Annotated in this window: 23 protein-coding genes; 9 read left to right on the forward strand and 14 right to left on the reverse strand. The window is 64.8% G+C overall.

Annotated features, from left to right (window positions below):
• The first annotated feature begins 34 nt into the window (after nucleotides 1–34).
• Entirely contained in the window at nucleotides 35–373 is a 339-nt protein-coding gene (gene fdxA / locus GL284_RS03890; RefSeq protein WP_155043342.1) for a ferredoxin FdxA, read from the forward strand.
• A gap of 338 nt (nucleotides 374–711) precedes the next feature.
• Nucleotides 712–1,221 carry a CarD family transcriptional regulator gene (locus tag GL284_RS03895; RefSeq protein ID WP_155043343.1) on the forward strand — a complete coding sequence of 170 codons (510 nt, stop codon included), beginning with the start codon at nucleotides 712–714 and terminating at the stop codon, nucleotides 1,219–1,221.
• A 78-nt stretch (nucleotides 1,222–1,299) separates the two neighbouring features.
• On the opposite strand, the gene GL284_RS03900 is transcribed toward GL284_RS03895, so the two are convergent.
• Nucleotides 1,300–1,623 (reverse strand): FYDLN acid domain-containing protein, encoded by a 324-nt coding sequence (locus GL284_RS03900; RefSeq protein ID WP_155043344.1) that lies wholly within the window; start codon nucleotides 1,621–1,623, stop codon nucleotides 1,300–1,302.
• Between the two features lie 128 nt (nucleotides 1,624–1,751).
• Here GL284_RS03900 and GL284_RS03905 point away from each other — a divergent pair, with 128 nt between their 5' ends.
• Both GL284_RS03905 and GL284_RS03910 read left to right on the forward strand, forming a co-directional pair.
• Entirely contained in the window at nucleotides 1,752–2,480 is a 729-nt protein-coding gene (locus GL284_RS03905) for a M48 family metallopeptidase (protein WP_155043345.1), read from the forward strand.
• 31 nt (nucleotides 2,481–2,511) lie between these two features.
• Nucleotides 2,512–3,162 (forward strand): GntR family transcriptional regulator, encoded by a 651-nt coding sequence (locus GL284_RS03910; RefSeq protein WP_155043346.1) that lies wholly within the window; start codon nucleotides 2,512–2,514, stop codon nucleotides 3,160–3,162.
• Nucleotides 3,163–3,198: 36 nt separating this feature from the next.
• On the opposite strand, the gene GL284_RS03915 is transcribed toward GL284_RS03910, so the two are convergent.
• The 5 genes from GL284_RS03915 to scpA all read right to left on the reverse strand — a co-directional run bounded on the left by GL284_RS03915 (nucleotide 3,199) and on the right by scpA (nucleotide 8,735).
• A complete protein-coding gene (locus tag GL284_RS03915) occupies nucleotides 3,199–4,515 on the reverse strand; it encodes a homoserine dehydrogenase (protein WP_155043347.1) in 1,317 nt (438 codons plus the stop codon).
• A 62-nt stretch (nucleotides 4,516–4,577) separates the two neighbouring features.
• Nucleotides 4,578–5,126 carry a hypothetical protein gene (locus GL284_RS03920; RefSeq protein ID WP_155043348.1) on the reverse strand — a complete coding sequence of 183 codons (549 nt, stop codon included), beginning with the start codon at nucleotides 5,124–5,126 and terminating at the stop codon, nucleotides 4,578–4,580.
• Nucleotides 5,099–5,923 carry a glycosyl transferase gene (locus tag GL284_RS03925; RefSeq protein WP_155043349.1) on the reverse strand — a complete coding sequence of 275 codons (825 nt, stop codon included), beginning with the start codon at nucleotides 5,921–5,923 and terminating at the stop codon, nucleotides 5,099–5,101. Before GL284_RS03925 ends, GL284_RS03920 begins: the two co-directional genes overlap by 28 nt.
• Nucleotides 5,924–5,977: 54 nt before the next feature.
• Nucleotides 5,978–6,466, reverse strand: a complete 489-nt coding sequence (locus tag GL284_RS03930; protein ID WP_155043565.1) for a GNAT family N-acetyltransferase — start codon at nucleotides 6,464–6,466, stop codon at nucleotides 5,978–5,980.
• Nucleotides 6,467–6,590: 124 nt separating this feature from the next.
• Nucleotides 6,591–8,735: a methylmalonyl-CoA mutase gene (gene scpA / locus GL284_RS03935; protein WP_155043350.1), complete on the reverse strand. Its 2,145-nt coding sequence runs from the start codon at nucleotides 8,733–8,735 to the stop codon at nucleotides 6,591–6,593.
• 57 nt (nucleotides 8,736–8,792) lie between these two features.
• Between scpA and GL284_RS03940 the strand changes: the two genes are divergently transcribed.
• A complete protein-coding gene (locus GL284_RS03940) occupies nucleotides 8,793–9,308 on the forward strand; it encodes a DUF4174 domain-containing protein (protein ID WP_155043351.1) in 516 nt (171 codons plus the stop codon).
• 138 nt (nucleotides 9,309–9,446) lie between these two features.
• A complete protein-coding gene (locus GL284_RS03945; RefSeq protein WP_155043352.1) occupies nucleotides 9,447–9,629 on the forward strand; it encodes a hypothetical protein in 183 nt (60 codons plus the stop codon).
• On the opposite strand, the gene GL284_RS03950 is transcribed toward GL284_RS03945, so the two are convergent.
• From GL284_RS03950 to GL284_RS03980, 8 genes are all read right to left on the reverse strand, one after another.
• Nucleotides 9,595–10,281: a hypothetical protein gene (locus GL284_RS03950; protein WP_155043353.1), complete on the reverse strand. Its 687-nt coding sequence runs from the start codon at nucleotides 10,279–10,281 to the stop codon at nucleotides 9,595–9,597. The genes GL284_RS03945 and GL284_RS03950 overlap by 35 nt on opposite strands.
• Before the next feature lie 3 nt (nucleotides 10,282–10,284).
• Nucleotides 10,285–12,282, reverse strand: coding sequence for an acetyl-CoA carboxylase biotin carboxylase subunit (locus tag GL284_RS03955; protein WP_155043354.1), 1,998 nt, complete (start codon nucleotides 12,280–12,282; stop codon nucleotides 10,285–10,287).
• Nucleotides 12,283–12,376: 94 nt separating this feature from the next.
• Nucleotides 12,377–12,589, reverse strand: coding sequence for a hypothetical protein (locus tag GL284_RS03960; RefSeq protein WP_155043355.1), 213 nt, complete (start codon nucleotides 12,587–12,589; stop codon nucleotides 12,377–12,379).
• A 66-nt stretch (nucleotides 12,590–12,655) separates the two neighbouring features.
• On the reverse strand, nucleotides 12,656–12,901 hold the full coding sequence (locus tag GL284_RS03965; RefSeq protein WP_155043356.1) for a hypothetical protein: 246 nt from the start codon (nucleotides 12,899–12,901) through the stop codon (nucleotides 12,656–12,658).
• 130 nt (nucleotides 12,902–13,031) lie between these two features.
• Nucleotides 13,032–13,442 carry a hypothetical protein gene (locus GL284_RS03970; protein WP_155043357.1) on the reverse strand — a complete coding sequence of 137 codons (411 nt, stop codon included), beginning with the start codon at nucleotides 13,440–13,442 and terminating at the stop codon, nucleotides 13,032–13,034.
• 93 nt (nucleotides 13,443–13,535) lie between these two features.
• The gene (locus tag GL284_RS21775; RefSeq protein ID WP_255453229.1) at nucleotides 13,536–13,670 is read right to left on the reverse strand and encodes a hypothetical protein; all 135 of its coding nucleotides are present in this window, start codon (nucleotides 13,668–13,670) and stop codon (nucleotides 13,536–13,538) included.
• A 181-nt stretch (nucleotides 13,671–13,851) separates the two neighbouring features.
• Entirely contained in the window at nucleotides 13,852–14,463 is a 612-nt protein-coding gene (locus GL284_RS03975) for a DUF6497 family protein (RefSeq protein ID WP_155043358.1), read from the reverse strand.
• Nucleotides 14,464–14,468: 5 nt separating this feature from the next.
• The gene (locus GL284_RS03980) at nucleotides 14,469–16,001 is read right to left on the reverse strand and encodes an acyl-CoA carboxylase subunit beta (RefSeq protein ID WP_155043359.1); all 1,533 of its coding nucleotides are present in this window, start codon (nucleotides 15,999–16,001) and stop codon (nucleotides 14,469–14,471) included.
• A 156-nt stretch (nucleotides 16,002–16,157) separates the two neighbouring features.
• Between GL284_RS03980 and alr the strand changes: the two genes are divergently transcribed.
• The 3 genes from alr to GL284_RS03995 are packed head-to-tail and all read left to right on the forward strand — an operon-like array spanning nucleotide 16,158 to nucleotide 18,663.
• Entirely contained in the window at nucleotides 16,158–17,177 is a 1,020-nt protein-coding gene (gene alr, locus GL284_RS03985) for an alanine racemase (RefSeq protein WP_155043360.1), read from the forward strand.
• On the forward strand, nucleotides 17,174–17,935 hold the full coding sequence (locus GL284_RS03990; protein WP_341870273.1) for an MlaE family ABC transporter permease: 762 nt from the start codon (nucleotides 17,174–17,176) through the stop codon (nucleotides 17,933–17,935). Before alr ends, GL284_RS03990 begins: the two co-directional genes overlap by 4 nt.
• Nucleotides 17,932–18,663 carry an ABC transporter ATP-binding protein gene (locus tag GL284_RS03995; protein ID WP_155043361.1) on the forward strand — a complete coding sequence of 244 codons (732 nt, stop codon included), beginning with the start codon at nucleotides 17,932–17,934 and terminating at the stop codon, nucleotides 18,661–18,663. Before GL284_RS03990 ends, GL284_RS03995 begins: the two co-directional genes overlap by 4 nt.
• The last annotated feature ends 41 nt before the right edge of the window (nucleotides 18,664–18,704 follow it).

Consider the following 18,704-nt stretch of genomic DNA (forward strand, 5'->3'; position numbering starts at 1 on the left):
CGTAACTAGCCGGCCAGGAAGCAGGAACAGACCCATGACCTACGTTGTCACCGATAATTGCATCATGTGCAAATACACCGATTGCGTCGAGGTGTGCCCCGTGGACTGTTTCTACGAGGGTGAAAACACGCTGGTCATCCATCCCGACGAATGCATCGACTGCGGCGTCTGCGAACCGGAATGCCCGGCGGATGCGATCCGTCCGGATACCGAGCCGGACATGGATAAATGGGTCGAATTCAACCGCAAATATTCGGAACTCTGGCCGGTCATCACCCGCAAGAAAGATCCGATGCCGGGATATCAGGAAATGGACGGCCAGTCCGACAAGCTTGAGAAATACTTCTCGGAAGCGCCGGGCGAGGGCGATTGATCCCTGTGGCATTCTGGCGCGCGGCCCCTTGATTCGCGCGCTGCAGCATCCCATCTGCATCGGGCAGGATCGTATTAGCGCCCTGATCGCAAAGCATTATGCCGCCACTGTAAGCATCGTGCCGCATCTGCGGCATCGGCTTTGATTTCGGGCGAAAATTGTGATACCTTCGTGACATATATTGCCCATAAGCCGTCTGCGGTCCTTGGGTGATGCTGCCCCTGTCCGACCGACTGCCCGGCCCGGATGCAAGAACAAGAATGGTGGCCCAGAGGACGGGTATGACCCGCCTTCGGGCTTTTTGCGCCCAGAAGAAGCGCCGCTGTGAAGGAAGCTTTATGTCGAAGTCCAAGAAAACCGAATTCCGCCCCGATGATTTCGTGGTCTATCCGACCCACGGTGTCGGGCGGATCGTGTCGATCGAAGAGCAGGAGATTGCGGGCCTGCGTCTGGAGATGTTCGTCATCTCGTTTGAAAAGGACAAGATGACCCTGCGTGTGCCCACCGCGCGCGCCTCGGAAATCGGGATGCGCGGCCTGTCGAGCCCCGATCTGGTGGATCGCGCCCTTGAGACGCTGAAGGGCAAGGCCCGCGTCAAGCGCGCCATGTGGTCGCGTCGCGCGCAGGAATACGAACAAAAGATCAACTCGGGCGATCTGATGTCGATTGCGGAAGTCGTGCGCGACCTGCACCGCAATGACGATCAGCGCGAGCAATCCTATTCCGAGCGTCAGCTTTACGAAGCCGCGCTGGACCGTCTGACCCGCGAAGTCGCGGCGGTCGGTGGCATGGATGAAATGGGCGCGCAGAAAAAGGTCGATGCGGCCTTGGTCACGCGCGCGGCCTGATCCCGAAAACTCCGAAAAAAGAACGCCCCGGTCCGCAGTCGCGGCCGGGGCGTTTTCGTTCATGACCCGGATGCCGGATCAGTCGTCGTCGGAATCCGCGACATCGGCGATCTCGTCCAGCGAGACATCGCCATCGTCATCGTCATCGTCCAGCAGATCATCGTCCAGATCGCCGTTGTCGCTGTCCTGATCCAGATCCTCGTCATCGACCAGATCGTTCTGTTCTTCATTCCGAGCTGCGGTCTTCTCCGAGATCAGCGAGCGCGAGCGGCCATTGGCAAGGCTTTCCGCGGTGAACTGATTGCCGCATTCCGGGCAGGTCATCGGGTCGTTCAGCAGGTCGTAGAAGCGGGTCGCACAATGGGGGCACTGACGCTTGGTGCCCCATTCCTCTTTGGGCATGGTATTCTCTTTCCGCCGCAGTTAGGTAAATCCGCTGTCCCGTGCCACATGTGGCGCAGGCTGTCAAAGCCTTTTCCCCTTGCGGGAAGGGCGCGGCCAAGTGCGAATAGCTAGGACAGGACGCAGGCATGTTCAAGAGGTGGTTCGGCGGCGTGGCTCAGGAAAGCATTCTGGTCGATGGCGATATCGCGGTGCTGCTGCGCCGGTCGTCGCGCGCGCGGCGCATGATCCTGCGGGTGACGCGGGCCGAGGGGCAGGTGGTGCTAACCCTGCCGCAGCGCGCCAGCCTGAAGGATGGCCGCGCCTTCGTCGAATCCCGCGTGGAATGGCTGCGGCAGGTCCGCGCCGAGATGCCGCGCCAGCAGCTTGTGGCGCATGGCGCGCTGCTGCCGGTCGAAGGCCGGCTGCTGCGGATAGCGCCGGTCGCACAGATGCGCGGCGCGCCACGGGTCGAAGGCGATGCGCTGCTGATCCCGGCGGCGCGTCCGGCCGGGGTGGTCGTGCAGGCATGGTTGCGCCAGATTGCCCACGCGCGGCTGGTTCCGGCCTGTGACCGACACGCCGCGAAGCTGGGCAAGGCCTTCACCGCCATCAGTCTGCGCGATACCCGGTCGCGCTGGGGCAGTTGCACGCAGGATGGGCGGCTGATGTTTTCGTGGCGGCTGGCCATGGCCCCGCCCGAGGTGCTGGATTACGTCGCGGCCCATGAGGTCGCGCATCTGGCGCATATGGACCATTCGCCCGCCTTCTGGGCCGCGACCGAACGGCTGATGCCGGACTATCAGCAGCACCGCACGTGGCTGAAGCGTCACGGCCATGACCTGATGGCATGGCGCTTTCGCGAAAACACCGATTGACGCCCACCTGTTTTGTGATCACAGAGACGGAATGAACATCGCCGCCTCCCGCCCGTCCGACGCCCCGGCCCATGAACGCCTGTATCGCCATATGCGCGGCCGGATCATGCTGGGCGAACTGCCGCCGGGGCAGGCGATGACGCTGCGCGGTCTGGCGGCGGAGCACCGCGTCTCGATGACCCCCGCGCGCGAGGCGGTGCGGCGTCTGGTGGCCGAAGGCGCGCTGACGCTGTCATCCTCGGGCCGCATCACCACGCCCGAACTGTCGGTGGAACGCATCGAGGAACTGGCCGCGCTGCGCGCCCTGATCGAACCCGAGCTGGCCACCCGCGCCCTGCCGCGCGCGCATCAGGCGCTGATCGACCGGCTGGCGCTGATCAACGCCTCGATCGGCGAGGCGGCCGAGGCGCATGACGCCGTGGGCTATATCCGCACCAATCTGGAATTTCACCGCACGCTGTATCTGCGCGCGCAGGCCCCGGCGATGCTGGCCATCCTGGAAACCGTCTGGCTGCAGCTTGGCCCGACCATGCGGGCGCTTTACGGCCGCGTGAAGCGGCAAGAGCCGCCGCGCCATCACCGCATGATCCTTGCCTCGCTGCGGGCCGGGGATGAGCCGGGGCTGCGGCTGGCGGTGCGGGCGGATGTGACGCACGGGCTGCGCCACCTGTCGCAAAGCTGATGAAAAAGGCCCGCGCGATGGCGGGCCTTCGGTTCTTCAGACTTCCTCGATCCGCAATTCGACCGGATCGCCCTGAATGACGCCGGTGCGCGGCAATTCGGCGATGGCATGATCGATGGCATCGGGCGTGGTCTTATGCGTGACGATCAGCACCGGCGCGCTGCCCGCCGTGTGCTGATGGCCATATTGACGCATCCGGTCGATGCTGATCCCGGCCTCGCCCAGAATCGAGGCGACCTTGGCCAGCGCCCCCGGCTTGTCGGTCAAGGACAAGCGCAGGTAATAGGCGGCAGGAACGGCGGTGCGCGCGGCCTGCGGCTGGCTCAGCTGCGTGGCGGGCTGGCCAAAGCTGGGCATCCGCACGCCGCGCGCGATCTCGATGATGTCCGACATCACGGCGCTGGCGGTCGGGCCTTCGCCCGCGCCCGCGCCCCGCAGCACGATCTGCCCGACCGAGTCGCCCTCGATCACGACCATGTTGGTGCCGCCCTGCAACTGGCCCAGCGGGCTGTCGGCAGGCACCAGACAGGGCGACATGCGCTGTTCCAGCCCGCGCCCGGTCATCTGCGCCACGCCCAGAAGCTTGATGCGGTATCCCATATCGGCGGCGCGGCGGATGTCGTCGATGCTGACGCGCTCGATGCCTTCGATCTCGACGGCATCGAATGCGGGCCGGGTGCCGAAGGCGATCGAGGACAGGATCGCCAGCTTGTGGCTGGCGTCGATGCCGCCCACGTCCAGCGTCGGATCGGCCTCAAGATAGCCAAGCTGGCGGGCTTCCTCGAAGACGGTCTCATAGGGCAGCCCCGCGCTTTCCATACGGGTCAGGATATAGTTGCAGGTGCCGTTCATCACGCCCATGACGCGGCGGATCTCGTTGCCGGCCAGCGATTCCGTCATCGCCTTGATGACGGGGATGCCGCCCGCGACGGCGGCCTCGAAGCGCAGCACGCAGCCATTGGCCTCGGCCAGTTCGGCCAGTTCCTGCCCATGGATCGCCAGCAGCGCCTTGTTGGCGGTCACCACGTCCTTGCCCGCCTTCAACGCGGCGGTCACCGCCTCGCGCGCGATGCCTTCGTCGCCGCCGACCAGTTCCACGAACACGTCGATATCGTTGCGCACCGCCAGGGCGCGCGCATCCTGTTCCCAGCCATAGGCCGACAGGTCGACATCGCGGTTCTTCATCTTGTCGCGGGCGCTGACGGCGGTGATCGCCACGGGCCGCCCGGCACGCATCGACAGCATCGCCGCATGGTTCTGGATGATCTTGACGGTCCCGGTGCCAACCGTGCCCAGGCCAGCGATGCCAAGACGAAGCGGAGAGGCGTCTTGCCCCTTGTTCTGGGCGTTCATGTGAAGCTCGTTCTTATGGGTCAAGGCGTGTTAGCGGATGCCGCAGGCTGTTGCAACGCGGCTTAGACCTGATCGTCGCCCGCCCAGTAGCCGTCGATGCCGGTCACGCGCATCACGCCGATGACGCGCTGGCCGATCTGAACCGTGTCGTGCAGGATCCTGCGCAGATCGCCGATGCCCAGCGGATGCTCGAAGGGCACGCCCTGCGTGTTGACAAAGGCCGGGTGCCACAGGCCGGGGTCGTCCGTCGGCCGCCACGAGGCATGGCACAGATGGTTTCTGTGCCGCTTGATGTCATGCAGGTGATCGGTGATGGCATCGCGGTCGTGCAGACCGGCATGGCGGCGCATGGCGCTGTCCAGCCGGTCGATCAGCGTCCCCATGGAATCATCGGCAAGATCGCCCATCTTGGCCAGCCAGACCTGCAATTCCTGCGGCGTCAGATCATCGGCCAGCCGGGCGCGGTCCAGCGCAAAGATGGCGCGCTTCAGGATCTCCTCCAGCCAGCCGAAACTGGCCACGCATTGCCCCAGCGCCGCCGCGAAATCGGCGGGCAGATCATAATGCGTCTCGGGCGGGGGGCCTATTCGCGCCACAGGTCTTTCACCCATGGCACGGGCAGCAGATAATGCCGCAGATGCTTGCCCAGGCTTTCGCGCCGCCGCCCGTCGAAGGTGGCGCGCAAATGATCGCCCGGCTCGCGGTGGCTGTCGTTCTCGCTCCAGCGACCGGCAATGGCGTCGGGCGGGTTCAGATCGCCGGGAAAGATCACGATCCTCGTGCCGGCCGGGATCCGGGCCTCGCGCAGATAGTTCAGCGGAAAGTTCGGAATGCAATGCATGCGGAAATGCGCCAGCCAGCCCTTGGGCCAGAACTTGACGCCGCCGGGGGCATTGCGGGTGACGAAGCGCTGCTCATATTTGAACTTGTCGGCGGCGGCCTGCGGATCGGCGGCAAAGATCGCCTGCAGCGGCTTCAGCTTGCCCACCCGCATCCGATAGACCGAGGTCTGGCCCATCTTCTCCAGCGGCGTATTCGGGTTCAGCCCGACATAGGTGTCGTCAGGATCGCCATGGCTGAAGAAATCGTCCAGACTGCCGGTGATGATGACATCCAGATCCAAAAACAGCACGACGCCGGTCACATCGCCCAGATCGCCCCAAAGTCGGGATTTCGGCCATTTCCCCTTGGTGCGCTGCGGCGCCTGATATTCGAATTCCGGCAGGGGCCGCACGGCGATGTCGGGATGCAGCCCCGCCCCATCATCGGTAAAGCAATACAGCCGGAACGGCGGCGTGATGTTTCTGGCCACCATCGCATGCAGCCGGTTCACGAATTCCGGCCCGAATTTCGTGCCCCATTTGATGCAGATGATCTGCTTGACCGTGCCGTTGCGCCCGTCGTTCATGCCGTCCTCGTGTTTTCGCGCCAGACTGTCACGCGACCGGGGCGCAGGCAAGGCTCACAGGATCTTCTGCAACAGCACCAGATCCAGCCAACGGTCGAACTTGCGACCCGATTGCGGCATCAGGCCGACGCGCTGAAAGCCGATGGCCTCGTGAAAGGCGATGCCGTCCGGATTTTCCGAGGCGACGGCGGCCACCATGGTATGCGCGCCCGCGGCCTTCGCATGCGCGCAGATCGCGGCCATCAGCGCCCGGCCCGTGCCCTTGCCGCGCGCGGCGGGGGCCAGCAGCACGGTATGCTCCATGGCATGGCGATAGCCATTACCGCCGCGATACTGGTCATAGGTCGCGATGCCAAGAATGCCGTCCTCGGCCTCGGCCACCAGCATCTCGCGCCCCGCCGCGCGGCGGGTGGCGATCATCGCGCCCAAGGTCTCAAGGCTGCGCTCCTCACTGGAAAAGATGATCGTCGTCTCGCGGATGATCGGGTTCCAGAAGGCCAGAATGGCAGGCAGATCGTCCGGCCGGACGGGGCGAATGTTCATGTCCATGTTCCACAAGCGATCCTGCGGCGCGCGCAATCCGGACCGGTCCCGGCCATCGGCGCGCCGCATGAAGGTTTCCTTGTTTTACAAATACCCAACGCAAGGCAGCCGCAAGCCCCGGCGCTCAGGCATCGCGCGCGGCGCGGATCAGGTTCAGGATATCGCGCGCGGCCGAGGGGATGTTGGTCCCCGGCCCGAAAATCGCCTTCACTCCGGCGGCGCGCAGAAACTCGTAATCCTGCTGCGGGATCACCCCGCCGCAGATCACCAGAATCTCCTCGGCCCCCTGTGCCTTCAGCGCGGCGATCAGCTTCGGAGCCAGCGTCTTGTGCCCCGCCGCCTGCGAGGAAATGCCCACGACATGCACGTCGTTGTCCACCGCGTCCTGCGCGGCTTCCTCGGGGGTCTGAAACAGCGGGCCGACATCCACGTCAAAGCCGATATCGGCGAAGGCTGTGGCGATCACCTTGGCGCCACGATCATGGCCGTCCTGACCCATCTTCACCACCAGCATCCGCGGGCGGCGGCCTTCCTCTTCGGCAAATGCCTCGATGTCGCGCTGGATCGCCGCGAATTCCGCATCGCCCTCATAGGCGGCACCATAAACCCCTGCCAATGTCTTCACCTCTGCCCTGTGGCGCCCGAAGGTGCCTTCCATCGCCAGACTGATCTCGCCGACGCTGGCGCGCGCGCGGGCGCATTCGACCGCCGCCTCCAGCAGATTGCCGCCTTCCACCGTGCGGCGGCCCAGTTCCAGCAGCGCCGCATCGCAGGCCGCCTGATCGCGGGTGGCGCGGATGCGCTCCAGCCGGGCGATCTGGGCATCGCGCACCTTCACATTGTCGATGTCCAGAATGTCGATCGGATCCTCCTTGGCCAGCCGATACTTGTTCACACCGACGATCACATCCTCGCCCCGGTCGATCTGGGCCTGCCGCCGCGCCGCCGTCTCTTCGATCCGCAGCTTGGGCATCCCCGAGGCGACGGCCTTGGTCATGCCGCCCATCGCCTCGACCTCCTCGATCAGCGCCCAGGCCTTGTCGGCCAGCTCGGCGGTCAGGCTTTCGACGTAATAGCTGCCCGCCAGCGGGTCGACGACATGGGTGATGCCGGTTTCCTCTTGCAGGATCAGCTGGGTGTTGCGGGCGATGCGGGCGCTGAATTCGGTGGGCAGGGCGATGGCTTCGTCCAGCGCGTTGGTGTGCAGCGATTGCGTGCCGCCCAGTGCCGCCGCCATCGCCTCATAGGCGGTGCGGATGACGTTGTTATAGGGATCCTGTTCCTGCAGGCTGACGCCCGAGGTCTGGCAATGCGTGCGCAGCATCAGACTGCCGGGCTTTTTCGGCGCGAATTCCTGCATGATCCGCGTCCACAGCAGCCGCGCCGCGCGCAGCTTGGCGGCCTCCATGAAGAAGTTCATGCCGATGGCGAAAAAGAACGACAGCCGCCCGGCGAACTGGTCCACATCCATCCCGGCGCTCAGCGCCGCGCGGACATATTCGCGCCCGTCGGCCAGCGTATAGGCCAGCTCCTGCACAAGGTTCGCGCCCGCCTCCTGCATGTGATAGCCGGAGATCGAGATCGAGTTGAACTTGGGCATCTCATTGCTGGTATATTCGATGATGTCGGCAATGATGCGCATCGAGGGTTCGGGCGGATAGATATAGGTGTTCCGCACCATGAACTCTTTCAGGATGTCGTTCTGGATCGTGCCGGACAGCAGCGACCGGTCATGGCCCTGTTCTTCGCCGGTGACGATGAAACTGGCCAGAATCGGGATTACCGCGCCGTTCATCGTCATGGACACGGAAACTTTATCCAGCGGAATGCCGTCGAACAGGATCTTCATGTCCTCGACAGAATCGATGGCGACCCCGGCCTTGCCCACGTCACCCTCGACGCGCGGATGGTCGCTGTCATAGCCGCGATGCGTGGCCAGATCGAAGGCCACCGACACGCCCTGCTGCCCCGCCGCCAGCGCGCGGCGGTAAAACGCATTCGACTCCTCGGCCGTCGAAAACCCGGCATATTGCCGGATTGTCCACGGCCGTCCGGCATACATCGTCGCGCGCGGGCCACGCGTGAAGGGCGCAATCCCCGGCAGGCTGCCCAGATGCGCAAGGCCCGCCAGATCGTCCTGGGTATAAAGCGGCTTGACCTCGATCCCCTCCAGCGTCTGCCAGTTCAGGCTGGACGGATCGGCGCCCTTCAGCTCTTTGCTGGCCAGTTTTTGCCATGTTTCAAGACTGGCTTTGTCGCTCTCGCTCATCTTGCATCCTTTCGCATGGCCGTCGCGTGCCTATATGAAGGTAGGGACGGGGGTACGATGAAACTGAATCGGTTGATCTTTTTGGCAGTTGTGCCGCTGGTGGCGGCGATGGGCTCGCGCCCCGAGGGCGACGGCCACCAGCCATATGTGCGCAGCGAGGTTCCGGCGGCGCGCTCTGAAAGCAGCGCCACGGATCGCGGGAATCCGCGCGAGTTGCGCATCCTGCCCGCCGCCGAGGCCGACCCGCAGGACTTCATGTGGCAGGCCCGCCCGGTGGTGGTCTTTGCCGACAGCGCCTCGGATCCGGCCTTTACCGACCAGATCGCCATGCTGGAACGCGATCCCACGGCGCTGAACCTGCGCGATGTCGTGGTCATCACCGACAGCGATCCGGCGGCGGCGTCCGTCTGGCGGCGGCAATTGCGCCCCGAGGGGTTCTCGCTGGTGCTGATGGACAAGGACGGGCAGGTCAAGCAACGCAAACCCGCGCCATGGTCGGTGCGAGAGATTTCGCGCGCCATCGACAAGTTTCCGCTGCGCCTGCAGGAAATCGGCCGCGCCGGTCTGCCATAGATTGCCACGCCGTCCCTTGTCAGCCGCGTGACGCGGGGGATTGTCTGGAAATTCGCAACGACTTCATTGCGGGACGGCGCCCGGCGCATTATCTTGGAAACAGGGCGGAAGGTCTGCCCCGATGAAAGGGACCGTGCCATGTCCAAATCGACCCAGCCGCGCATCAGCGAGCCCGCCGCTCCGCCCAAGCGCCGCCGTCTGGACCCCGATACCCAGCAATTGGTCGAACGGCTGCGCAGCGCGCGCACCGCGAATGAGATGGCCGTTATCGTCGGTCTGAAACCCATCAAAGGCCGCTCCGGTCCGAAAATCGCGTATTGAGCCGGGCGCGCAACTCTTCCAGCTCGGCAGGCAGGCTTGACGCCAGCCGCGACAGTTCCGCCTGACGCGCCGCAAGCACCGCCGCTTTTTCCTCGTCCAGCATCTGGCGCAGCGCATCTTCGCCGAAGAACACGCTGGTCATCAGCAGTCGCAGCGCCTCTTGCCCGCTTTCCAGCGCGGCCTCGCTGAGTTCCAGATAATCGCCGAACATGGCCACCGCGCGGGCGTGATCCGTATTGGCCTGTTTGTGCATCGCTTCGGCCAAGGCGGCCATGATCGACAATTGCCGGTAATAGGTCACCACCGGGTCGATGACATCGGCGGGCAGGATATGCACATCCTCGATGATCGCCGAGAAAATCCGGTCATTGGCCTGCGCGGGCACGAAGGGAATGCGGTTCTGGTCGTGCAGGCTGTCCAGCAGCGCCACCCGCTCTGACGCATCCAGCCGCTGACCTTCCAGCGCCACGACATGGGCGCGGATCTCGGCCAGCAGCGCGCGCTGGACATCGCTGACACGTTCGGTGCGCAGCGCACGGTCGCGGCGGCGGTTCAGCCAGTCATTGACCGGCCATGCCAGCATCGCCACGCAGGCGGCGACCAGCGCCGCCATGACGGTGGGATTAAGGATGCTGCCCTGACCTTTTAGCATGGCTCACTCGAATTCGATGATCACGTCATCGACCTTCAGGCTTTCACCCGGCGCGGCATTGACGGATTTCACCACCGCCTTGCGTTCGGCGCGCAGGATGTTTTCCATCTTCATCGCCTCGACCGTGGCCAGCGCCTGACCTTCCTGCACCTCGTCGCCCGGCGCCACGTCGATGCGCACGACCAGCCCCGGCATCGGACATAGCAGGAATTTCGAGGTATCCGGCGGCAGTTTCTCCGGCATCAGCCGTGCCAGTTCGGCGGCACGGGGGCGGCGGACATGGCATTTCAGATCCGCCCCGCCCGTGCGCAGCCGCAAGCCCGAGGGCAGGCGGTCGACCTTCATCACCAGGGGCTCGCCATCCACGGAAAGCCGCGCAAGGCTCTGGCCGGGCAGCCAGCCGCTTTCGACGCGCAGCTTGCGGCCCTCCATCTCGACGGTGGATCCCTGACGGTCGGCGGTGATGCGGACGGGGTGATCCTGTCCGGCCAAGCTTACCACCCAATGCTCGCCGACATGGCGTTCGTGATTGTCCAGCCGACCCGAGATGCGCGCCCGCCGGATTTCGGCCACGCGATGCATGGCGGCAGCGGCGGCGGCGATGCGGGCAAGCTGGTCGTCGGGCAGGGTCGCGCCAAGGAAACCTTCGGGATATTCCTCGGCGATGAAGGCGGTGGTGATGTCGCCCGCGACGAATTTCGGATGGTCCATCACCGCCGACAGAAAGGGCAGGTTATGGCCGATGCCTTCGACCTGAAATTCGTCCAGCGCCTGCCGCATTCCGGCAATCGCCTGCGCGCGCGTCGGCGCCCATGTGCACAGCTTGGCGATCATCGGATCATAGAACATGCTGATCTCGCCGCCCTCATAGACGCCGGTATCATTGCGCACGACATGCGTGGGCGTGGCGGTTTCCGCCGGCGGAAGATAGCGCGTCAGCCGCCCGATCGAGGGCAGGAAGTTGCGATAGGGGTCTTCGGCGTAAAGCCGGCTTTCCATGGCCCAGCCGTTGATCGTCAGGTCCGATTGCGCAAAGGGCAGCGCCTGACCATCGGCCACGCGGATCATCTGTTCCACCAGATCGACCCCGGTGATCAGTTCGGTCACCGGATGTTCGACCTGCAGCCGGGTGTTCATCTCAAGGAAATAGAAATTACGCGCGCCATCGACGATGAATTCCACCGTGCCCGCGCTGGTATAGCCGACGGCCTTGGCCAGCGCGCAGGCCTGTTTGCCCATCGCCTTGCGCGTCGCCGGATCCAGAAACGGCGAGGGCGCTTCCTCGATGACCTTCTGATTGCGGCGCTGGATCGAACATTCGCGTTCATGCAGATAGACGCAATTGCCGTGGCTGTCGGCCAGCACCTGAATTTCGATATGGCGCGGCTGGGTGACGAATTTCTCAATGAAGATGCGGTCGTCGCCAAAGCTGGCCGCCGCCTCGTTCTTCGAGGACTGGAAGCCTTCGCGCGCCTCCTGATCGGTCCAGGCGATGCGCATCCCCTTGCCACCACCCCCGGCGCTGGCCTTGATCATGACCGGATAGCCGATCTGGTTCGAGATCCGCACCGCCTCATCGGCATCGGCGATCAGGCCCATATAGCCCGGCACGGTGCTGACGCCCGCCTCTTGTGCGATCTTCTTCGAGGTGATCTTGTCGCCCATCGCTTCGATCGCGCCCGAGGGCGGGCCGATGAAGACCACGCCTTCGCGCTCCAGCGCCTCGGCGAATTTCCGGTTCTCGGACAGGAAGCCATAGCCGGGATGCACGGCCTGCGCGCCGGTCTGGCGGATGGCGTCCATGATCTTGTCGATGACGATATAGGACTGGTTCGCGGGCGGCGGGCCGATATGGACGGCCTCATCGGCCATCTTCACATGCAGCGCATTCCGGTCGGCATCGGAATAGACGGCGACCGTCCTGATCCCCATCTTGCGGGCCGTCTTGATGACCCGGCAGGCGATTTCACCCCGGTTGGCGATCAGGATCTTCTGGAACAAGCTACGTCCTCCCTAGATGCAGGCATGAAAAAGCCGCCCCGACGACAGGTCGGGACGGCCAGACGAACAGGACACGCGACAGGCGCGGGTCAGATCATTCGCAAAGACGCACGTCGTTGCACAACGCACCTGCTGCGCCGCCAATGGCTGCGCCGCGGACGACATTGTGACCGCCGACATGGGCGATGGTCGCACCGACGCCCGCGCCGATAAGCGCACGGTCGGTGTCGGTCGGGTTGATCCCCTGCGTGCAGCCGGCAAGGCCGGTAAGCGCGAGGCCCAGAACAAGGACGATTTTCTTCGGCATGTGTCGTGATCCTTCTGATCGGGCCGATGCGCCTCAGGCGCACCGGTCAAGATCTGGTTGCAGAGATCAGTAGCGGCGCTGACAGACGCCTGCGTCGTCGCACAATGCGCCACCGGCGGCACCGATAAGCGCGCCCGTGCCGACGTTACCGTCGATGATCTTGGCGACGGCTGCACCGGCCAAAGCACCGCCAGCCGCGCGCTGCGCGTCGGGCGAAAGGGTCGAGCCGCCGTAGCCGTTGCTTTCGCAAGCGGCAAGACCAGCGACCAGCAGGGCCGCGCCGGTAAGACGGAGAATGACGGATTTTTGCATAGCTCTTTGCCTGTTTTATAAGCCCGCCTGCGGGCCGTAAGTGGTGACGATGACAGCAATATTGCACGCGGAATCATCGGAAGAAACTGACAACGATGTGAAAATCCGACATTACGCGGCAATCCGCCCATCACGCGTCTTCCTCGTCCCAGTCGTCCTCATCCCAGTCCAGATCGTCCCAGTCGAACTGTTCGGGTTCGGCGGCGAAAAGTTCCGGGAAGCTGGCTTCGGCGCGTTTCATGTCGACGCGGAACATCTGGTCATAGCTGGTCGGGTCCAGCTTGCCGACCGCCATCACCTCGCGTCCGATCAGCCATGACAGGCGTCCGGCATCCAGATTGCCCCGCTCAAAGGGCTCGTCGCCAAATTTCTGGATCAGCGCGGCCATGAAGCCGGTATCGGCGCGCTTGTCGGCGGGTTTGCGGTCGCGAAAGCGTTCACGCCGCACGATGGGCGTGGCGCCCTTCTTGTTGGCGCGGCGGATGGTGAACTGGAAATCGGTTCCGGGAAGGCGGCCCGGAAAGCCGCGATGCTTCAGCATGGGGTGCCCCGTTCTTGAAGGAAGCGTTCAAGCGCGGTCAGGGGCGGGCGCGGTGGGCGCGGGCCGCCGTGCAGCCCGCGCTCGGCAAATGGCTTAGTTGGCGCCGTATTTGCCTTGGAAGACGGGCTCGGGGGCCACGACCGGTGCGGGCATGACTTCGGGCTCTTTCTTGGCGCAGGCGGCGGCAAGGCCAACGAGGACCAGGGCGAGTGCAAGCTTTTTCGACATTGTGTCGTGCTCCTGTAGGGCGGGATCGTAATGTCCCGACTGCTCGGTTGAGATTCGGCCACAACATGCGGCCGATGCGAAAGCATAGACATGCCAGCAATGGCCGCACAGGCAAGCCGCGTGCTGTTTTCTGTGCATTTTCCTGCCTGTGGCAGGCTTGCATCAGGGCGGGTTTCCGCCATCACCATGGTGCCCACTCGCAGATGTCGCGGTCGGCGGGCACGGCAAAGGCCTCGAAAAGCTGCAGGGCATCGGGATCATAGGCGCCAAAGGGCAGTTCGCGATCGGCAATGCTGAGCACGATCTGGCGCACCCGTGGCTGGTCTTGCAGCGCGCGCGGCAGCGCCCAGTTCTGGCACAGCCACACCACATCGGCATGGATCGGATCCTGCATCAGCGCGTCGGGCGCGGCGGGCAGGGCAGGGTCGTCCAGCATCGCATCCGCCTGCGCCTCGGTCTCGTCGTCCTCGGCGGCGTCCTCGGGTGCGCCGTCGATCTGGACCGAGGTCGCGTCAGCCTGAGGGTCGCCAGACTCGGGCATATCCTCGGGCATATCCTCCAGATCTTCCGTTTCGGTGGCGGGGCCGGTGGTGGCGGGAACCCGCTGCGCCAGATCGGCGATGATGAAGCGGAACCGATAGGTCGGCCCGTCGCCTTGGGCATCCTGCCGCGTTTCCTGCCACAGCGCGGTCGCGCCCGAAGGCAGGGTTATGGCCATGCCTTTCACATCCTCGGCATTGGCGGGCAAGGCTGCGGCAAGCGACAGCGCGCACAGGATCGGGAAACGGGACATCTGAACTACAGCGGGATGTTGTCGTGCTTTTTCCAGGGGTTCGTCAGCCGCTTGCCGCGCAGGCTGGCAAAGGCGCGGGCCACGCGCCTGCGGGTCGAACGCGGCTGGATCACCTCGTCGATGAAGCCCTTTTCGGCGGCGACGAAGGGGTTGGCAAAGCGGTCCTCATAATCCTTGGTGCGGGCCGCGATCTTTTCGGCGTCGCCCAATTCGCTGCGATACAGGATCTCGACCGCGCCTTTCGCCCCCATCACGGCGATTTCCGCCGTGGGCCAGGCATAGTTGAAATCGCCGCGCAGATGCTTGCTGGCCATCACGTCGTAAGCGCCGCCATAGGCCTTGCGGGTGATGACCGTGACCTTGGGCACCGTCGCCTCGCCATAGGCGAACAGCAGCTTCGCGCCATGCTTGATGACGCCGCCATATTCCTGATCGGTGCCCGGCAGAAAGCCCGGCACGTCGACCAGCGTCAGGATCGGAATTTCAAAGGCATCGCAAAAGCGCACAAACCGCGCGGCCTTGCGGCTGGAATCGATGTCCAGACAGCCCGCCAGCACCATGGGCTGATTGGCGACGACACCGACGGTCTGACCTTCCAGCCGGATGAAGCCGGTAACGATGTTTCCGGCGAAATCCTTCTGGATCTCGTAGAAATCGCCCTCATCCGCCAATTTCAGGATCAGCTCTTTCATGTCGTAGGGCTGGTTCGGATTGTCGGGGATCAGCGTGTCCAGACTGGGCTCGATGCGCTGGGGGTCGTCGAAGAAGGGCCGGGTGGGGGCTTTCTCGCGGTTGTTCAGCGGCAGGAAATCGACAAGGCGGCGGATTTCGACCATGGCCTCGACATCGTTTTCAAAAGCGCCATCCGCGACCGAGGATTTTTTCGTATGCGTGGACGCGCCGCCCAGCTGTTCCGCCGTCACCACCTCATTGGTGACGGTCTTGACCACATCGGGGCCGGTCACGAACATGTATGAGCTGTCCTTGACCATGAAGATGAAGTCGGTCATCGCCGGAGAATAGACCGCGCCGCCTGCGCAGGGGCCCATGATGACGCTGATCTGCGGCACCACGCCCGAGGCCAGCACATTGCGCTGGAACACATCGGCATAGCCCGCAAGCGAGGCCACGCCTTCCTGAATCCGCGCGCCGCCCGAATCGTTCAACCCGATCACCGGCGCGCCGTTTTGCAGCGCCATGTCCATGATCTTGCAGATCTTCTGCGCATGGGTTTCCGACAGCGAGCCGCCGAACACCGTAAAATCCTGCGAAAACACATAGACCATGCGACCGTTGATCGTGCCCCAGCCGGTCACCACGCCATCGCCGTAAGGGCGGTCCGCCTCGATCCCGAAATCGGTCGAGCGGTGGCGCACGAACATGTCGAATTCCTCGAACGAGCCTTCGTCCAGCAGCAGTTCCAGCCGCTCGCGCGCGGTCAGCTTGCCGCGGGCATGCTGCGCGTCGATGCGGCGCTGACCGCCACCCAGACGGGCGTCGCGGCGGCGGGCCTCCAACTCGTCAAGGATATCCTTCATGTGTTCACCTCCTGCATTTGCATCAGGTTAGAGCCTGTGCCGCATCGCGGAAAGCGGAAATGCGGAAATTTGCAAATGCGTTAATGCCATCGCCTTGCAAATGGCAAAACTGCAAATGGCTTGACGAATGCCGGGGCAGGGGCCATGCCGCTGGGCATGGGACTCATCATCGATCTTTCGGCCATTCGGGCCAACTGGAAAGCCCTTGCCGACATGGCGCCGACGGCGCGTCCGGGGGCGGTGGTCAAGGCGGATGCCTATGGCCTTGGTGCCGTGCGGGTGGCGCCTGCGCTGTATCAGGCGGGGGCGCGGGATTTCTTCGTGGCCCTTGCCAGCGAAGGCCGCGCGATCCGGCCGCATCTGCCCCAGGATGCCCGCATCTTCGTGCTGTCGGGCCATATGGAGGGCGAGGATCTGGCGGGCCTGATCCCGCTGCTGAACAGTCCCGCGCAGTTCTTCCGCGACCGGGCGCTGCGTCCGCGCGGGCCGTTCGGCATCCAGCTGGACAGTGGCATGAACCGTCTGGGCTTTGAGCCGGGCGAATGGGCCGCCGTCCGGACCGAGGCGCTGGCTGCGGCGCCGCAACTGGTCATGTCGCATCTGGCCTGCGCCGATGAGCCGGATCACCCCGCCAATGCCGCCCAGCTTGATGCGTTCCGCACCATGACCACGGGCGTTACCGCGCCGCTGTCGCTGGCGGCGACCGGCGGCACGCTGCTGGGGGCGGATTTCCATTTCGATCTGGTCCGGCTTGGCGTCGGCATGTATGGCGGCCTGCCCTTTGCCAAGGCGCAGCCGGTGGTGACGCTGGGGCTGAAGGTCATCCAGACGCGCGATGTCCAGCCGGGGGAATCGGTGGGATATGGCTATAGCTGGACGGCCTCGCGCCCGTCGCGGGTGGCGACGGTCGCGGCGGGCTATGCCGATGGGCTGGCACGTGCGCTGGCGCGAGGCGGCGATCTGACGCTGTGGGCCGGGGATCGGGCCTGCCCGGTGATCGGGCGTATCTCGATGGATCTGATCACGGTGGATGTCACCGACCTGCCCGATATTCCGCCCGCGCTGGAGATCCTGAACGCGCATCAGGGCGTCGATGCCCTGGCCGAGCGGTCCGGGACCATCGGCTATGAGATCCTGACCTCATTGGGGCAGCGTTACCCGCGGACCTATCTGTGAATCCTGTCAGACTGACCGGGCGCGCCAGCATCGCGCTGATCCGAGCGATTGGCCGGGTGTCGATTTTCGGCGCACGCGGGTTGGCGGGGCTTGCCGCCCATCCCACCGAACTGGCGCGGCAGATCCTGCATATCGGCTGGCTGTCGCTGCCGGTCGTGGGGCTGACGGCTTTGTTCACCGGCGCGGCGCTGGCCTTGCAGATCCATTCCGGCGGCGCCCGGTTTCAGGCCTCGGACGTGGTTCCTGCCATCGTCGCCATCGGCATGGCGCGCGAGCTTGGCCCGGTGCTGGGCGGGCTGATGGTGGCGGCACGCGTCGCCAGCGCCATCGCGGCGGAGCTGGGCACGATGCGCGTGACCGAACAGATCGACGCGCTGGTCACATTGTCGACCGATCCGATGCGCTGGCTGGTGTCGCCCCGGCTGTGGGCCGCGATCCTGTGCGTGCCGGTTCTGGTGGGCGTGGGCGATGTGATCGGCATCATGGGCGGCTGGCTGGTGGGGGTGAATGCGCTGGGGTTCAACTCGACCACCTATATCTCGAACAGCTGGGCCTATCTGGAAAGCTGGGATGTGCTGTCGGGGCTGATCAAGGGCGCGTTCTTCGGCGGCATCGTGGCGCTGTCGGGCTGCTGGTTCGGCATGACGGCCGGGAACGGCGCGGCGGGCGTCGGGCGGGCGACGACCAGCGCGGTCGTCGCGGCCTCGGTCGGCATTCTGGCGGCGAATTTCATCCTGACGGGGCTGTTCTTCCGATGATCGAGTTGCGCGGCCTGTCGAAAAGTTTTGGCCCCAAGCAGGTGCTGGACGGCATCGACCTGACGCTGGCGCAGGGCGAAAGCCTTGTCATCATCGGCGGCTCGGGGACCGGAAAATCCGTGCTGCTGCGCTGCATTCTGGGGCTTGAGACCGCCGATGCCGGCCAGATCCTGTGGCAGGGCCAGCCGCTGATGCCGCAGCGCGACGCCTTCATGCAGGGTTTTGGGATGCTGTTTCAGAACGCGGCACTGTTCGACAGCCTGCCCATCTGGCGCAACGTGGCCTTTCGCCTGCTGCGCACGATGCCCAAGGCGCAGGCACGCGAGGTGGCGATTGCCAAGCTGGCGCGCGTCGGTCTTGGCCCCGAGGTGGCGGATCTGTTCCCTGCAGCGCTGTCGGGTGGAATGCGCAAGCGCGCCGGGCTGGCGCGGGCCATCGCCGCCGATCCGCGCGTGATCTTTTTCGATGAGCCGACGACGGGTCTGGACCCGATCCGCGCCGCCGCCATCAATGCGCTGATCCGCGAAATCGTCGATGAAACCGGCGCGACGGCGATCACGATCACCCATGACATGACCTCGGTCCGGGCCATCGGCGATCGGGTGGCGCTGCTGGACCGGGGCCGCATCCGCTGGCAGGGGACGGTCGCGGCGATGGACAGCGCGCCGGATGCGTATTTGCAGGATTTCATCGCCGGGCGGGCGCGCGGCTCGCATGTTGCGGGGTGAGTGCCTATATTTGCACCACGTCTTGCGCAAAACCGCGCCAC

This window comes from Paracoccus shanxieyensis (assembly GCF_009711265.1).
Classification (GTDB): Bacteria; Pseudomonadota; Alphaproteobacteria; order Rhodobacterales; family Rhodobacteraceae; genus Paracoccus; species Paracoccus shanxieyensis.

Excerpts from the sequence above, each read along its gene's own strand:
- fdxA (WP_155043342.1), top strand. The coding sequence starts at position 35 with ATGACCTACGTTGTCACCGATAATTGCATCATGTGCAAATACACCGAT.
- GL284_RS03895 (WP_155043343.1), top strand. The coding sequence starts at position 712 with ATGTCGAAGTCCAAGAAAACCGAATTCCGCCCCGATGATTTCGTGGTC.
- GL284_RS03900 (WP_155043344.1), bottom strand. The coding sequence starts at position 1,623 with ATGCCCAAAGAGGAATGGGGCACCAAGCGTCAGTGCCCCCATTGTGCG.
- GL284_RS03905 (WP_155043345.1), top strand. The coding sequence starts at position 1,752 with ATGTTCAAGAGGTGGTTCGGCGGCGTGGCTCAGGAAAGCATTCTGGTC.
- GL284_RS03910 (WP_155043346.1), top strand. The coding sequence starts at position 2,512 with ATGAACATCGCCGCCTCCCGCCCGTCCGACGCCCCGGCCCATGAACGC.
- GL284_RS03915 (WP_155043347.1), bottom strand. The coding sequence starts at position 4,515 with ATGAACGCCCAGAACAAGGGGCAAGACGCCTCTCCGCTTCGTCTTGGC.
- GL284_RS03920 (WP_155043348.1), bottom strand. The coding sequence starts at position 5,126 with ATGGGTGAAAGACCTGTGGCGCGAATAGGCCCCCCGCCCGAGACGCAT.
- GL284_RS03925 (WP_155043349.1), bottom strand. The coding sequence starts at position 5,923 with ATGAACGACGGGCGCAACGGCACGGTCAAGCAGATCATCTGCATCAAA.
- GL284_RS03930 (WP_155043565.1), bottom strand. The coding sequence starts at position 6,466 with ATGAACATTCGCCCCGTCCGGCCGGACGATCTGCCTGCCATTCTGGCC.
- scpA (WP_155043350.1), bottom strand. The coding sequence starts at position 8,735 with ATGAGCGAGAGCGACAAAGCCAGTCTTGAAACATGGCAAAAACTGGCC.
- GL284_RS03940 (WP_155043351.1), top strand. The coding sequence starts at position 8,793 with ATGAAACTGAATCGGTTGATCTTTTTGGCAGTTGTGCCGCTGGTGGCG.
- GL284_RS03945 (WP_155043352.1), top strand. The coding sequence starts at position 9,447 with ATGTCCAAATCGACCCAGCCGCGCATCAGCGAGCCCGCCGCTCCGCCC.
- GL284_RS03950 (WP_155043353.1), bottom strand. The coding sequence starts at position 10,281 with ATGCTAAAAGGTCAGGGCAGCATCCTTAATCCCACCGTCATGGCGGCG.
- GL284_RS03960 (WP_155043355.1), bottom strand. The coding sequence starts at position 12,589 with ATGCCGAAGAAAATCGTCCTTGTTCTGGGCCTCGCGCTTACCGGCCTT.
- GL284_RS03965 (WP_155043356.1), bottom strand. The coding sequence starts at position 12,901 with ATGCAAAAATCCGTCATTCTCCGTCTTACCGGCGCGGCCCTGCTGGTC.
- GL284_RS03970 (WP_155043357.1), bottom strand. The coding sequence starts at position 13,442 with ATGCTGAAGCATCGCGGCTTTCCGGGCCGCCTTCCCGGAACCGATTTC.
- GL284_RS21775 (WP_255453229.1), bottom strand. The coding sequence starts at position 13,670 with ATGTCGAAAAAGCTTGCACTCGCCCTGGTCCTCGTTGGCCTTGCCGCC.
- GL284_RS03975 (WP_155043358.1), bottom strand. The coding sequence starts at position 14,463 with ATGTCCCGTTTCCCGATCCTGTGCGCGCTGTCGCTTGCCGCAGCCTTG.
- GL284_RS03980 (WP_155043359.1), bottom strand. The coding sequence starts at position 16,001 with ATGAAGGATATCCTTGACGAGTTGGAGGCCCGCCGCCGCGACGCCCGT.
- alr (WP_155043360.1), top strand. The coding sequence starts at position 16,158 with ATGGGACTCATCATCGATCTTTCGGCCATTCGGGCCAACTGGAAAGCC.
- GL284_RS03995 (WP_155043361.1), top strand. The coding sequence starts at position 17,932 with ATGATCGAGTTGCGCGGCCTGTCGAAAAGTTTTGGCCCCAAGCAGGTG.